We start from the raw sequence: 12,803 nt of genomic DNA on the forward strand, positions 1-12,803 counted from the left end.
GGCGCCTATGCACCTGAAGGCTTACCAGCGAAGCCCCCACCCCCAGCGCCGGAGGAAAAAACCAAGGGCCGTCCTGGCCGGGTACAGACGCTCCCTGGCGGAACTCCAGGGGCAGCAGGTGTCCACCCTCCGGCGGGTTGCCGGGAAGCTGGTTCCGCGGCACCCTGCGCAGCTGATCGTCCTGGGCTTCGTCCTTGCCATCGCCGCGGGAACAGCGCTCCTGATGCTGCCGGCCGCCACCACAGGCACGCGGCCGGCCACACTGCTGGAAGCACTGTTCACCGCAACGTCCTCAGTCTGCGTCACCGGACTCATCACCGTGGATACCCCGGTGTTCTGGACCGGCTTCGGGCATGCGGTCATCCTGGTGCTGATCCAGGTGGGCGGGTTCGGCGTAATGTCCTTCGGCGGGCTCCTGGGCGTGCTGACCGCCCGGCGGCTGGGACTGCGGTCACGGATGCTGGCCGCCACGGAGACCAAAAGCACGGGGTTCGGCGATGTGCGCCGCGTCCTGGTCGGCGTCCTGGTGATCACCGTCATTGTTGAGGCCATCCTGGCGCTGGTGCTGATGCTCCGCTTCCTGCTGGGCTACGGCTACACGCCCGGCGAGGCCCTGTGGCACGGGGTGTTCCACTCAGTGTCCGCCTTCAACAACGCTGGGTTTGCGCTGTACTCGGACAGCCTGATGGGGTTTGTGGGCGATCCATGGGTGTGCCTGCCCATTGCGGGCGCGGTGATCATCGGCAGCCTGGGTTTTCCGGTCCTGTTCGAGCTGCGCCGCCAGTACCGCCGGCCCGTCTACTGGAGCATGCACACCAAAATCGTCCTTGCCGGCAGCGCCGTTCTCCTGGCCGGCGGGACCGTGTTCCTTACGGCCGCAGAGTGGACCAATCCCGCCACGCTGGGCGCCCTGCCCCCTGGGGACCGCATCCTGGGCGGGTTCTTCCAGTCCGTGATCACCCGCACCGCCGGGTTCAACAGCGTTGACATCAGCCAGATGCACCCCGTCTCCTGGCTGGGCATGGACATCCTGATGTTCATCGGCGGCGGCCCGGCCGGCACCGCGGGCGGACTGAAAATCACCACCTTCGCCGTGCTGTTCTTCATCCTGGCCACGGAACTCCGGGGGGACACCGCCGTAAACATCTTCGGCAAGCGCCTCTCCCGGGCTGTACACCGCCAGGCCATCACCGTGGTGCTGCTGGCCATCGCCCTGGTGACGGCGTCCACCATGTTCCTGATGCTCATCACCGACTTCGGCCAGGAACGCATCCTGTTCGAGGTGGTGTCCGCGTTTGCCACCGTGGGCCTGTCCACCGGCATCACGGCCGCGATGCCTCCGGCGGGGCAGGTGGTGCTGATCCTGCTCATGTTCATCGGCCGGCTCGGCCCCGTCACGCTCGGCACGGCGCTGGCCCTGCGGAAGCGCCCCATACTGTACGAAAACCCGAAGGAAAGGCCCCTCATTGGCTAAGGACATCTTCACCCGCAGGGGCGAGCGCGCCGCGCACCCCGATTCCGTGGCCGTGATCGGCCTGGGACGGTTCGGCGGCTCCCTGGCGCTGGAACTCGAAGCACAGGGCACCGAGGTACTGGGAATCGACAGCAGCGAGGAAATCGTGCAGTCCTACAACGGACGGCTGGCCCATGTGGTCCGTGCGGACTCCACCAAGGAAGAAGTGCTGCGGCAGTTGTCCGTCCACGAGTTCGACCGGGCCGTGGTGGGCATCGGCTCCGACCTGGAGGCGAGCATCCTCACCACCTCCCGGCTGCTTACCTTCAAGCACCCGGAAATCTGGGCCAAGGCCATCAGCGAGCCGCATGCGGAAATCCTGGCCCAGCTGGGGGTGCAGCACGTCATCCGGCCCGAGCACGACATGGGCCGCCGCGTGGCACACCTGGTCCGCGGGGCCATCCTGGACTACGTGGAATTCGAGGACGACTTTGTGATGGTCCGGACCCAGCCGCCGTCCGACGCCCGGGACCGGCCGCTGGGGGTGCTGGGCCTGCGGGACAAGTACGGGATCACCATCGTGGCGGTCAAAAGGCCCGGCGGCACCTGGCAGCACACCACCGCCCAGACCGTGCTGTACGACGACGACCAGATCATTGTCCAGGGCCCCAAGAACCTCGCCGAACGGTTCAGCACCCGCCCCTGAACCGTTCGGCCGAAGGCCCTCTGGGCTTGCCTAGTGCCCGGCGCCGAGCTTCCCGCCGAGCCGCTCGCGCATTGTGGTGCTGGCGTCGTTCAGGCCGATGATCTTCACGTCCTTGCCGTGGTGTCGGTACTTTTCGGTGATGGCGTCCAGGGCTGCGATGGTCGAGGCGTCCCAGAGGTGGGAGGCGTGCATGTCGATGACCACCTGCTCAGGGTCCAGCGCGTATTCGAACTGGGTGTAGAGATCGTTGGACGAGGCGAAGAACAGCTCGCCGTTCACCGTGTAGGTGGCGGTTTCGTGGCCTTCCACGTTCGTTACGGTGCGTTCGACGGTCACGAAGTGGGCCACCCGGCGGGCGAACATCACCATCGCCACCAGCACGCCAACGCCGACGCCGATGGCCAGGTTGTGCGTGGCCACCGTGACGATGACCGTGGCCACCATCACCAGCGTTTCGCTCTTGGGCATCATCTTCAGCGTGCGGGGGTGGATGCTGTGCCAGTCGAACGTGGCCCAGGAAACGAAGATCATCACCGCAACCAGGGCGGCCATGGGGATGACCGAGACCACGCCTCCGAGCGCCGCCACCAGGATCAGCAGGAAGACGCCGGCCAGGAAGGTGGAGATCCGGGTGCGGGCGCCGGAGGCTTTGACGTTGATCATGGTCTGGCCGATCATGGCGCAGCCGCCCATCCCGCCGGTGAAGCCGGTGACGATGTTGGCAACGCCCTGGCCCCAGGCCTCGCGGCTCTTGTGGGAGCGGGTATCGGTGATGTCATCCACCAGCTTGGCGGTCATGAGCGACTCGAGGAGCCCCACAAACGCCACGGCCAGGCCGAAGGGGAAGATGACCTGGAGGGTTTCCAGGGTGAACGGAACGTTGGGAATGAACAGCGACGGCAGGGATTCCGGCAGCTCGCCTTTGTCACCCACGGTGGGGACTGCGATGGATGCCAGGACGGTGATGAGGGTGAGGACCACGATGGCCACCAGCGGGGCGGGCACCGCGTTGGTCAGTTTCGGCAGCCCGAACACGATCACCAGGGCAAGCGCCGCCAGCGGGTACACGAGCCAGGGGACGCCGAGCAGTTCGGGAACCTGGGACATGAAGATCAGGATGGCCAGGGCGTTCACGAAGCCCACCATCACCGAGCGCGGAATGAAGCGCATCAGCTTCGCCACCCCGGAGAGGCCCAGGATGACCTGGAAGATGCCGCCCAGGATGACGGCGGCAATGAAGTAGTCCACGCCGTGGGACTTCACCAGTGGGGCGATCACCAGGGCGACCGCGCCGGTGGCCGCGGAGATCATGGCCGGCCGGCCGCCCACGAAGGCGATGGTGACGGCCATGGTGAAGGAGGCGAACAGGCCCAGCCGCGGATCCACGCCGGCGATGATCGAGAAGGCGATCGCTTCCGGGATCAGGGCCAGGGCAACAACCAGTCCCGCAAGGACCTCGGTCTTAAGCCTTCGGGGCGACTTGAGGGTTTCCCGGACAGACTGCAGCTGTTCCGGAGTGTAGGCGGGGGCTTCCCCGGCGGTTTTGACGGCCATTGCTGGCTCCGTTCATGGTCAGGAAGACGCATAGGGACGCCCTCGCTCTTTCGAAGAATGAAGGGGCGCAACCTCGCGCCGGGATGCCGGGAGCCCGCTCAGGCGGCTCACCAACCGCACACAACTCTACCCTAACGTGATGGTAGAGTTGCACGCGGACATTACGGAGGCCCACGCATGACAGCACGAACCGGAACTTCCACCATGCATATCGGCGAGCTGGCGGAGCGGACAGGTTTGTCCCTGCGCACCATCCGCCATTACGACGACGTGGGGCTGCTTCCAGCCACGGCCCGCACCGATGGCGGTTTCAGGGTTTACTCCGAGGACGACTTTGAACGCCTCATGGTGATCAAGCAGATGAAGCCGCTGGGGTTCTCACTGGAGGAAATGGCGGACATCCTGGAGCTCTTCTCGCAGCAGGACTCGGGTACCGCTGGTGACAGGCAGGCCAAACTCGCAGCGTACCTGGAGAAGGCAATGGCTGAGCGCGCCAAAATGGCCCGCAACCTGGCCCAGGCCGACGAACTCATCGCAAGGCTCGGCGGCCGGGACTGACCAAGGTTTCGGCGGGTACGTCCATGGCCGGGCTGCCCTCGGCGCCCCCAATAAGCGCCAAGGACAACCCTGCCGTTGGATCCGGGCCTGTCAGCCCTCGCTGTGATCGAAGCTGAACCCGCAGGCGCACCGGTAAGTGAGCGGGCCGCCGTCGTAATTTTCCTGCCGTGCCCCTGCCGGCGGCCCTGCACTGACCAGGCGCATCGGCTCACCGCAGTGGATGTGCGTGGCCAGCATCCGCCGCAGCTGCGGGTCCTCCGCGCGCCTGGCACGGGCCGGTCCCCTGCGCCCGGGGCGGCGAACCGCAGGCGGAATCTGTGAAGGTGCCATGGCTTCCACCCCCGCCTAGTCCAGCGAGGCCAGGAGGTCGGCGCAGGCCTGCTCACAGCGGCGGCAGGCCTCGGCACACACCTCGCAGTGCCGGTGCATGGAGGCGTGCTGGCCGCATTCCTCGGCGCAGGCACGGCAGGCGGTGCGGCACGCTTCGAGCACTGCCCGGGTGATGCCGACGTCGTAGTTACCGTGGCGGGAGAGGATCTTTCCGGTGGCGGCGCAGATGTCTACGCAGTCGAGGTTGGTGCGGATGCACTTGGTGAGCTCGGCGACCATATCCTCGTTCAGGCATGCGTCGGCGCAGGCGGTGCACGTCTGGGCGCAGTCGAAGCACGCCTGGATGCATTCGGCGAGCTTGGCTTTGTCGACGCCCGCCACGTCCTTGGGGTAGGCGTCCAGTATGGACTGTACATAAGTCATTGGTATCTCTTTTCCAGGTTCTTTCAGCAGGTCTTGATGGCGTGGAGCGGCGAACCGGTTCTACGTCCTGCTGATGGAAAGGTCCACGACCCTGAGCGCGGGCAATTCAGGCTCCCGCGGCACATCACCGGCGGAATGCAAGGTCCCCCCGGGCAGCCGCTGGATGAGCGACGGCGGGTCCACGGCCCCGGTGCGCACGGGCACCGGTTCGCCGCGGGGGGCCTTGCTCCGCTCGCCTTCCCTCTCCAGCCCCGCAGGCTCTGCGGACGGGCCGGCCTCGTGGATGACATGGACGGAGTGCTGGGCGGTTGCTGCAGGTTCTGCCGGACCGGCCGATGTTTCCGCCTGCGCCGGGACTTCCGCCGCGTCCTGTTCGGCTGCTGACTGCACGGGGCCGTGGCCGGGAACCAGGGCGTAGCGGCTGCCGGAGGTGTAGGAGGCCGCCCCGGCAATGACCCTATCCCCCGTGGACTGAGTCAGCCAGGTCCATCAGGGTTTTCCGTTCCGGCGTTGAATAGCGGGCCGAGCCGATGGCGTTGCGCATCCGGCCAAGGTGGTCCGCGATCTCCGCCCGGTACCGGCCCTTCCGGTCGCACCACGCAAGCTCCTGGAGGAGCCGGAGGAGGCGGGCTGCGACGGCAGGGTCCGCGGCGCCGTAGTGCCGGGGCTGGTCCATCGCCACGCTAAGGAGTTCCGGGAGCCCGGGGAGTGAAAGCACCACCCTGACCCGACCGTCGTCGTCCACCATCTGCTCAGGGCCCGGATCCCGCTCCGCCAGCCCGCACAGGAGCGCCGAAAGGTGCCCCACGACGTGCACTGCCGTGGTGGGATCGTTGATGCCTGGGGAGAGAGCCCGTGCCGCAACATCCACGAGTTGCCGGAACCCGAACCCGACGTCCTGGACGTTGGTCCGTTCAAATCCGGTTGCCACGGCGGCGTTGATGTCTCCAGCCAGCTTCTCCCGGGCTTCGGCGCTGAGTGTTGCTCCCGGCGCCACGGGCCAGGCAGTGGCAAAGGGCACGCCTTTTACCAGGGAGCTGCCAGCTTCCCGGTCGATGCGGACAACGGCACCGGCATTTTGGGCGGCCTCCAGGAGGGCTCTTTCGTCATAGGAGGTCAGGAACCCTGACGAAGCGGCAAGGATGGGAAAACTGCCGGGCGCCGGAAGCGGCTCCGGGCCGCGTGCGGGACGGTCCTGCGGAAAGACGCGGGCGATGGTCTCCCGGGTTTCCGCGTTGACCCTGCGCAGCATGGTTTCCACCCGGATTTCCCGCGTAAGGTGCGCCAGGAAGAGCACCAGGCCAACCACGCTGGCAATGGCCAGCACAAAGGCGACCGTCACCGAGATCTCGGGGACGAAAGCTGCATTGCCGCTGCCCTCATCCCGCACGCTGCGCAGGACCGTCAGGGCGAAGGCGAACGCGGCCAGGAACAGGGCAAGCGTTCCGTGGACGAACCGGTCCGAGGTAAAAGTCCGGAGCAGCCGGGGTGAGAACTGGCTGCTGGCCAGCTGGAGGGTTACCACGGTGAGTGAAAAGGTCAGCGAGGTGACAGTGATGAGCGAACCAGAAATGGCCTGCAGGACGGCCCGCGCAGCCTCCGGTCCCCCGCTGAAGAGGAAAACGGTCACGCTGTCCGGCAGTTCGCCGTCGACGGCTGAGTCAAGCGCAGGCAACGCCATGCCCAGAAGGACAGCAAGGGCAACAGCCAGCACCGGAAGCGGCCACAGCTGTGTCCGCAGGGCATCGATCCAGTGCGCACTGCGGGTGTTCATGGGCAACTGATCCCCTGTTCCGTGACATGCGGCCGGCCGGACCGGACCTGTGAAGAGCAAAGGGTGCGGCTCCAGTGGAACCGCACCCTGTGCATGTGGACCGGAAGTCAGTCCTGCTTGAAAGCGTCCTTGACCTTTTCGCCGGCCTGCTTCAGGTCGCCCTTGGCCTGGTCGTTCTGGCCTTCGGCCCTCAGGCGATCGTCGCCGGTTGCTTCGCCCGCGGCTTCCTTACCCTTGCCGCCAAGCTTCTCGGCTGCGTTGCCAATCTTGTCGTCCAAACCCATGGTGTTGCTCCCTACGGTCGGCTCCCGCCGGCGTGCCGCCAGCGGCTTACCTTCCCATCGTAACCACAAATCACTAAGGGTGCTGATCATTGTGGGCGGTGAGCTGCGGCGCGGACCTCCCCGACAGCCCTAGCCGTGGCTGGGTTCGCCCGTGATGCGGTGGTCCGCGTGGTTGATGGTTTCCCGGATCAGCCGCACCAGGTGCCCGTCATGCAGGGAGTAAATGACGTGGCGGCCGTCCTTGCGGGTGTCCACCAGCCCGCTGAGCCGCAGTTTGGCCAAGTGCTGGCTCGCCACGGTCCGCGGCACTCCTACGGCTGCCGTCAGCTCCGTTACGGTTTTGGGGCCCTGCGCCAGTTGCCAGAGCAGGTTCAGGCGCGTGGGTTCAGCCAGCATCCGCAAGGTTGCGGACGCTGCTTCCAACAACTCGGGGCCCGGTGTTACCTGATGGACCAGGGACGGGACGTCAGCGGCGGGGACGGCTTCGCTGCGGGGCTGGCTGGTCACTCTTCTGTTCCTCCCCTGCACGGCCCATGGCTCCCGCGGCCTCATGCCGGGGCCAGGACAGGAATGCTCCTGCACTGCCTATCATCGCAACAATTGTCAGCCCCGCTGCGGCCCAGCCCAAACCGGCCGCCGCTCCCACCCAGCCCGCCAGCGGATAGGCCAGGATGTAGCAGGCGTGCGAGAGCGAGAACTGGGCCGTAAAAACATACGGCCGGGTTTCCTCCGTTGAGGCTTCCCGCAGCAACCTCGACGACGGCGTGAGGATCGTGGAGTTCGCCGCGCCCAGCAGGAACCACAGGAGAAGCAGCAGCCACCACCCGCTGTCCGGCGCGGCCCACGTCATGGAGGCGGCGCCCGCCATGGCAAAGGGAACGACGGCGGCCCCGCTGAGCATCACCGTCCGGTCACCCAGGCGTTCCAGCACCCGCGGGGCGGACAGGGCCACGGCCATGGATCCCACGCCGAAGCAGGCCAGCGCTACGGCAAGGTCCGCATCCGGCCGCTGCAGCACATCGCGGACATAGACCACGGTGTTCACCAGCACCAGGGCGGTGGGCGCTGCCACCACCAGGTTCAGTGCCAGCAGCGACCGGAGCCGCCGGTTCCGCCAGAAGATCCTGGCACCAAGGGTGGTCCGGTGCCAGAGCGGGGATTGCGGTGCCTCAGCGGCGGAGACTGCCGGCAGGACCGAGCTGGCCACCATGAAGGCCGAGACCAGGAACCCGGCCACGGTGCCAAGGAACACCTTGTTGTAGCTCATGACGGTCAGCAGCAGCGCCGCCAGCGCAGGACTTGCCAGCGCCTCCATGTCATAGGCCAGCCGGGAGAGGGACAACGCCCGTGTGTAGTCCCGCTCGTCCGTGAGGATGGTGGGGATCAGCGACTGGAACGCCGGGGTGAACGTGGCGGAGGCGGACTGCAGCAGGAAGATCACCACGTAGATCTGCCAGGCTTCGGTGATGAACGGCAGGGACAGGGCCATCGCCGCGCGCACCAGGTCGGCACCGATCAGGACCGGCTTCTTCGGCCAGCGCGCCACCAGGGCATTGATGACCGGCGCCAGGCCCACATAGGCAAGCATCTTGATGGTCAGTGCCGTTCCCAGCACGGCGCCGGCGTTGCTGCCGGCCAGGTCGTAGGCCAGCAGCCCCAGGGCCACCGTCAGCAGGCCCGTGCCGATCAGCGCCACAACCTGGGCAGCGAAAAGCCTCCGGTACGTTGCGTTCCGCAGAACGGAGATCATCCAGCCCACCCCTTAAGTGCATAGGTGCACGTATATGCACTCATTAGAGTACCCGCTGCTCCGTCAGATCACATAAGGCCAAAATGGCGGAAGGCGCCGCCCCGTGTAGGGGCGGCGCCTTCCCGGCTTGTGGTGCCGTGGCTGCAGCAGGGAGGGTCAGGCGCTGGTGGCGTCCTGGACCTCGCCCACCAGTTCCTCGATGATGTCCTCCAGGAACAGGACGCCGGTGGTGTTGCCGTGCGCATCGAACACCCTGGCAACGTGGGCGCCCGTGCGGCGCATCGCGGCCAGGGCGTCCTCGAGCTCGCTGCCGCTGTAGGCGGAGGCGAGGCGGCGGATCCGCTTCGCCGGCACCCGCTGGGTGAACTTCTCCTGCGTGGTCAGGTCCATGACGTCCTTGAGGTGCAGGTATCCGGAGGGCTCGCCGTCGTCATTGGTGAGGATGTACCGGGAGAACCCGTGCCCGGCCACCGCGCGCTGAATGTCAGCCGGCGTGGCGGACTCCGGCAGGAGAACCATCTCGGAGATGGGAACTTCAACGTCCGCCACGGTCTTGGCCGTGAACTCGAAGGCGGCGCTCAGGGTTCCGGTGGTGTCTGTCAGCATGCCGTCCCGGGTGGACTGCTCCACGATGCTGGCCACCTCATCCAGGGTGTAGGCACTGGTGGCCTCATCCTTGGGTTCCACCTTGAACAGGCGAAGGATGGAGTTCGCGATGCCGTTCAGCGTCCAGATCACCGGCCTGACCACGCGCGAGACCATCACCAGCGGCGGGGCCAGGATGAGGGCTGCCCGGGTTGGGACGGAGAAGGAGATGTTCTTGGGGACCATCTCCCCCAGCACCACGTGCAGGAAGGTGACCAGCAGGAGCGCCGTAATGAAGGCAATGATACTGATCGCCTCGTAGGAGAGGGATGTCAGGCCCAGCGGGATTTCCAGCAGGTGGTGGATGGCAGGTTCGGAGACGTTCAGGATCACCAGGGAACAGACGGTGATGCCCAGCTGGCTGGTGGCCAGCATCAGCGTGGCATGCTCCATGGCCCACAGGGTGGTCTTGGCGGCCTTGCTGCCGGCCTCGGCTTTTGGCTCGATCTGCGAGCGGCGCGCGGAAATAACGGCAAACTCGGCACCGACGAAGAAGGCGTTGACCACCAGGAGCACCACCAGCCAGATGATGCCGGGAAGGTATTCACTCATGGGTCAGCTCCTGCGTCAGGCCATCGATAATGCGGTCATGGGCGCTCTTCGGCGCGTCCTCCGAGGCGTAGGGGGTGAACCGGATCCGCTCCACGTGCGTACCCAGGACACGCTCCACCCGGAGCGTGCCGCCGTCGATCCCTACTTCATCTCCCAGCTCCGGGATACGGTCCAGCTGGTCCGTGACAAACCCGGCCAGGGTGTCGTACTCCTCGCCGTCGGGCACGGTGATGCCTGTCCGGTCCAGCAGTTCGTCGGGCCGCAGCGACGCGTCAAAGGTGATGGACCGCCCGGTCCGCACCACGCCGGTGCGCGCGCGGTCGTGTTCGTCTTCAAGCTCGCCGACGATCTCCTCCACCAGGTCCTCCAGCGTCACGATGCCGGCGGTACCTCCGTGCTCATCGGAGACGATGGCCACCTGCAGCCCCTGCTTCCGCAGCAGGACCAGGAGCGTATCCACTCCCATGGACTCAGGCACCCGGAGCGGCTCGATCATCAGCTCCGAGGCGAGTACGCGTGACCGGTCTGCCAGGTCCACGGCGAAGGCCTGCTTCACGTGGAGCACGCCCTGCACGTCGTCGCGGTCCTCGCCGATGACGGGAAAGCGGGAGTACCCGGTGGTGGTTGCCAGTGCCACGATCTCTTCGGCCGTGTCGTCAGCGTTGACTGCCGTCATCCGCACGCGGGGAGTCATGACGTCGGCGGCGGAGTGCTCCGAGAACCGGAGTGTCCGGTGCAGCAGTACGGCATGGTCGGCGTCCAGGAGACCTTCGAGGGCTGACCGGCGGACCAGGGAGCTGAGTTCCTCGGCACTGCGGGCGCCGGAGAGTTCTTCCTTCGGCTCGATGCCGAAGGACCGGATGATCTTGTTGGCCGTGTTGTTGAACAGCAGGATCACGGGCTTGAACACGGTGGTGAAGAGAGCCTGGAACGGGACCACGAACTTGGCCGTGGCCAGGGGAAGCGCCAGGGCGAAGTTCTTGGGCACCAGCTCGCCGATCACCATGGAAAAGACAGTGGCGATGAAGATGCCAACAACTGCACCGATACCAGGCACAACAGCTTCGGGGAGGCCGGTCGAGAGCAGGGGGCCACGCAAGAGGGAGCTGATTGCCGGCTCGAACGTGTAACCCGTGAGCAGCGTGGTCAGGGTAATGCCCAGCTGCGCACTCGAGAGGTGCGTCGAGGTGATCTTCAGTGCTTTGATGGTGGGCTTGAGGCGCTTTTCGCCGCGCTCCTGGCGGGCTTCGAGGTCATTGCGGTCCAGGTTGACCAGCGCGAACTCGGAAGCGACAAAGAAACCGGTACCAACCGTCAGGACGAGGCCAATACCGAGCATGATCCATTCATACATTGAGGCGCCCCTCTCCCGTGGTGGCCGGCGAACCGGTCAGAAGGCGGAGGGGCTTGGGCATATGTGAAGGAGGGTCATCCATAATGTATTCCATCCTACGGGCACAGGATGCGTGCGATCGTGCCTGTACGCCCACAGCAGACCGCCCTGCCGCCCCCGCCGGGCGGACAGTTCAGGCGTTCCCCACCGTGCACTCGACGGCGTCCTGCACCACATCCCTGAGGCCGCCGGTGCGGTGCAGCACCTCGAGCTGCCGCGTTGCGCCGGTGCCGGCCCGCAGCAGGTCATCGACCAGCTTTTCCACCGGCGCCAGGTCCCCGGTGCCCGCCAGTGCTTCGTGGATGTGGATCAGGAGGGAATTGACGACGGCGAGCGCCGGGGCCGGGCGCGACGTGTACGGATCGAGAAGTTCCCCGCGCAGTCCCCAGCGGCCCGCCTTCCACCCCGCCAGCCGCAGCAGCGCTGAAGGCACGCCCAGCGGCTCGATCCCCTCGCGCCATTCCCGGGCGGCAGTGTCCACCAGTGCCCGCGCGAGCCCGGCAAGAAGCACCGTGTTTTCCGGGCGCAGGCACACGTCCGGGACCCGGAATTCCACGGTGGGATAGTGCCGGGAGAGCCGGGCGTCGAAGTAGATCATCCCCTCGTCAAGCGCCACGCCGGTACTCACCATGTCATGCACGAGCTGGTGGTACACCTCGGGTGAACCGAGGATCTCCAGCGGACCGGCGGACGGCCAGCGGTTCCAGACCTGCGAACGGTAGCTCGCATACCCGGTGTCCTCGCCATGCCAGAAGGGCGAGTTGGCGCTCAGCGCGGTCAGCACCGGCAGCCAGATCCGGATCCGGTCCAGGACGGCCACCGCCTCTTCCGCTGATTCCACCGAAACGTGGATGTGGCAGCCGCAGGTGAGCTGTTCCCGTGCGGTGAGCCCATACTCCTCTGCCATGGCAGCGAAGCGGCGAAGTTGGACGGGATGCGGATCGCAGGGCATCGGCGACGTTCCCAAGGCAGCGGCGCGCACCCCCACATCCCGGGCCGCCCGGTCCGCGATGGCGCGTCCCGCGACAATGTCTGCCTTCAGCGTATCCATGGTGGGATGAGGCGGCGAAACCACCTCGATCATTTCCTGCTGGAACTCGGCCGTGAGCACAGGGCCCTTGCTGGAATCCATGGGACGGACGTACAGGTCCAATAGTCCGCGGGCCATGGGCACCGCCTCACCCGTGCCCGGATCAACGAGGAGGAGCTCCTCCTCGATCCCGAACGTCCGGACCTGCCGGTCGCCGCTCTCGCTGCCGGTGCCGGTGCCGTCATTGCCCGTGCCGGTGCCTGTGCCGTCATTGCCCAAGCTGGCCATCGCCGTCGTCCTCTGCCCGTTGCGTCTCTGCCCGGTGCGTCTTTGCCCGTTGCGCCTTTGCCA

Annotated in this window: 14 protein-coding genes; 3 read left to right on the top strand and 11 right to left on the bottom strand. The window is 66.4% G+C overall.

Going from position 1 to position 12,803, the window contains the following annotated elements; all coding sequences use genetic code 11:
- Positions 1-118 precede the first annotated feature (118 nt).
- Positions 119-1,474 carry a TrkH family potassium uptake protein gene (locus ABRP28_RS10795; protein WP_374152842.1) on the top strand — a complete coding sequence of 452 codons (1,356 nt, stop codon included), beginning with the start codon at positions 119-121 and terminating at the stop codon, positions 1,472-1,474.
- Positions 1,467-2,159 carry a TrkA family potassium uptake protein gene (locus tag ABRP28_RS10800; RefSeq protein WP_231457899.1) on the top strand — a complete coding sequence of 231 codons (693 nt, stop codon included), beginning with the start codon at positions 1,467-1,469 and terminating at the stop codon, positions 2,157-2,159. The genes ABRP28_RS10795 and ABRP28_RS10800 overlap by 8 nt, the downstream gene beginning before the upstream one ends.
- 30 nt (positions 2,160-2,189) lie before the next feature.
- Here ABRP28_RS10800 and ABRP28_RS10805 read toward each other — a convergent pair whose 3' ends face one another.
- The gene (locus ABRP28_RS10805) at positions 2,190-3,713 is read right to left on the bottom strand and encodes a SulP family inorganic anion transporter (protein WP_350002711.1); all 1,524 of its coding nucleotides are present in this window, start codon (positions 3,711-3,713) and stop codon (positions 2,190-2,192) included.
- Positions 3,714-3,890: 177 nt separating this feature from the next.
- Between ABRP28_RS10805 and ABRP28_RS10810 the strand changes: the two genes are divergently transcribed.
- On the top strand, positions 3,891-4,271 hold the full coding sequence (locus ABRP28_RS10810; RefSeq protein ID WP_350002712.1) for a MerR family transcriptional regulator: 381 nt from the start codon (positions 3,891-3,893) through the stop codon (positions 4,269-4,271).
- Between the two features lie 90 nt (positions 4,272-4,361).
- On the opposite strand, the gene ABRP28_RS10815 is transcribed toward ABRP28_RS10810, so the two are convergent.
- From ABRP28_RS10815 to ABRP28_RS10860, 10 genes are all read right to left on the bottom strand, one after another.
- Entirely contained in the window at positions 4,362-4,601 is a 240-nt protein-coding gene (locus ABRP28_RS10815) for a hypothetical protein (RefSeq protein ID WP_350002713.1), read from the bottom strand.
- Positions 4,602-4,616: 15 nt separating this feature from the next.
- On the bottom strand, positions 4,617-5,024 hold the full coding sequence (locus ABRP28_RS10820; protein ID WP_350002714.1) for a four-helix bundle copper-binding protein: 408 nt from the start codon (positions 5,022-5,024) through the stop codon (positions 4,617-4,619).
- A 23-nt stretch (positions 5,025-5,047) separates the two neighbouring features.
- Entirely contained in the window at positions 5,048-5,314 is a 267-nt protein-coding gene (locus tag ABRP28_RS10825) for a phage DNA packaging protein J (RefSeq protein ID WP_350002715.1), read from the bottom strand.
- A gap of 167 nt (positions 5,315-5,481) precedes the next feature.
- Positions 5,482-6,798, bottom strand: a complete 1,317-nt coding sequence (locus tag ABRP28_RS10830; protein ID WP_350002716.1) for a DUF2254 domain-containing protein — start codon at positions 6,796-6,798, stop codon at positions 5,482-5,484.
- A 107-nt stretch (positions 6,799-6,905) separates the two neighbouring features.
- On the bottom strand, positions 6,906-7,082 hold the full coding sequence (locus ABRP28_RS10835; protein ID WP_350002717.1) for a CsbD family protein: 177 nt from the start codon (positions 7,080-7,082) through the stop codon (positions 6,906-6,908).
- 129 nt (positions 7,083-7,211) lie between these two features.
- Positions 7,212-7,589 (bottom strand): helix-turn-helix transcriptional regulator, encoded by a 378-nt coding sequence (locus tag ABRP28_RS10840; protein WP_231456970.1) that lies wholly within the window; start codon positions 7,587-7,589, stop codon positions 7,212-7,214.
- Positions 7,549-8,832 (bottom strand): MFS transporter, encoded by a 1,284-nt coding sequence (locus ABRP28_RS10845; protein ID WP_350002718.1) that lies wholly within the window; start codon positions 8,830-8,832, stop codon positions 7,549-7,551. Before ABRP28_RS10845 ends, ABRP28_RS10840 begins: the two co-directional genes overlap by 41 nt.
- Before the next feature lie 156 nt (positions 8,833-8,988).
- Positions 8,989-10,029, bottom strand: a complete 1,041-nt coding sequence (locus ABRP28_RS10850) for a hemolysin family protein (protein WP_350002719.1) — start codon at positions 10,027-10,029, stop codon at positions 8,989-8,991.
- Positions 10,022-11,383, bottom strand: coding sequence for a hemolysin family protein (locus tag ABRP28_RS10855; protein WP_350002720.1), 1,362 nt, complete (start codon positions 11,381-11,383; stop codon positions 10,022-10,024). The genes ABRP28_RS10850 and ABRP28_RS10855 overlap by 8 nt, the downstream gene beginning before the upstream one ends.
- 172 nt (positions 11,384-11,555) lie before the next feature.
- A complete protein-coding gene (locus ABRP28_RS10860; RefSeq protein ID WP_350002721.1) occupies positions 11,556-12,740 on the bottom strand; it encodes a glutamate--cysteine ligase in 1,185 nt (394 codons plus the stop codon).
- Positions 12,741-12,803 lie beyond the last annotated feature (63 nt).

Origin of the sequence: Pseudarthrobacter sp. WHRI 8279 (assembly GCF_040224115.2) — a bacterium.
Classification (GTDB): Bacteria; Actinomycetota; Actinomycetes; order Actinomycetales; family Micrococcaceae; genus Arthrobacter.

Bases quoted from the DNA above. Each gene is read 5' to 3' on its own strand.
- ABRP28_RS10805 (WP_350002711.1), bottom strand. From the start codon at position 3,713: ATGGCCGTCAAAACCGCCGGGGAAGCCCCCGCCTACACTCCGGAACAG.
- ABRP28_RS10810 (WP_350002712.1), top strand. From the start codon at position 3,891: ATGACAGCACGAACCGGAACTTCCACCATGCATATCGGCGAGCTGGCG.
- ABRP28_RS10815 (WP_350002713.1), bottom strand. From the start codon at position 4,601: ATGGCACCTTCACAGATTCCGCCTGCGGTTCGCCGCCCCGGGCGCAGG.
- ABRP28_RS10820 (WP_350002714.1), bottom strand. From the start codon at position 5,024: ATGACTTATGTACAGTCCATACTGGACGCCTACCCCAAGGACGTGGCG.
- ABRP28_RS10825 (WP_350002715.1), bottom strand. From the start codon at position 5,314: ATGTCATCCACGAGGCCGGCCCGTCCGCAGAGCCTGCGGGGCTGGAGA.
- ABRP28_RS10830 (WP_350002716.1), bottom strand. From the start codon at position 6,798: ATGAACACCCGCAGTGCGCACTGGATCGATGCCCTGCGGACACAGCTG.
- ABRP28_RS10835 (WP_350002717.1), bottom strand. From the start codon at position 7,082: ATGGGTTTGGACGACAAGATTGGCAACGCAGCCGAGAAGCTTGGCGGC.
- ABRP28_RS10845 (WP_350002718.1), bottom strand. From the start codon at position 8,832: ATGATCTCCGTTCTGCGGAACGCAACGTACCGGAGGCTTTTCGCTGCC.
- ABRP28_RS10850 (WP_350002719.1), bottom strand. From the start codon at position 10,029: ATGAGTGAATACCTTCCCGGCATCATCTGGCTGGTGGTGCTCCTGGTG.
- ABRP28_RS10855 (WP_350002720.1), bottom strand. From the start codon at position 11,383: ATGTATGAATGGATCATGCTCGGTATTGGCCTCGTCCTGACGGTTGGT.
- ABRP28_RS10860 (WP_350002721.1), bottom strand. From the start codon at position 12,740: ATGGCCAGCTTGGGCAATGACGGCACAGGCACCGGCACGGGCAATGAC.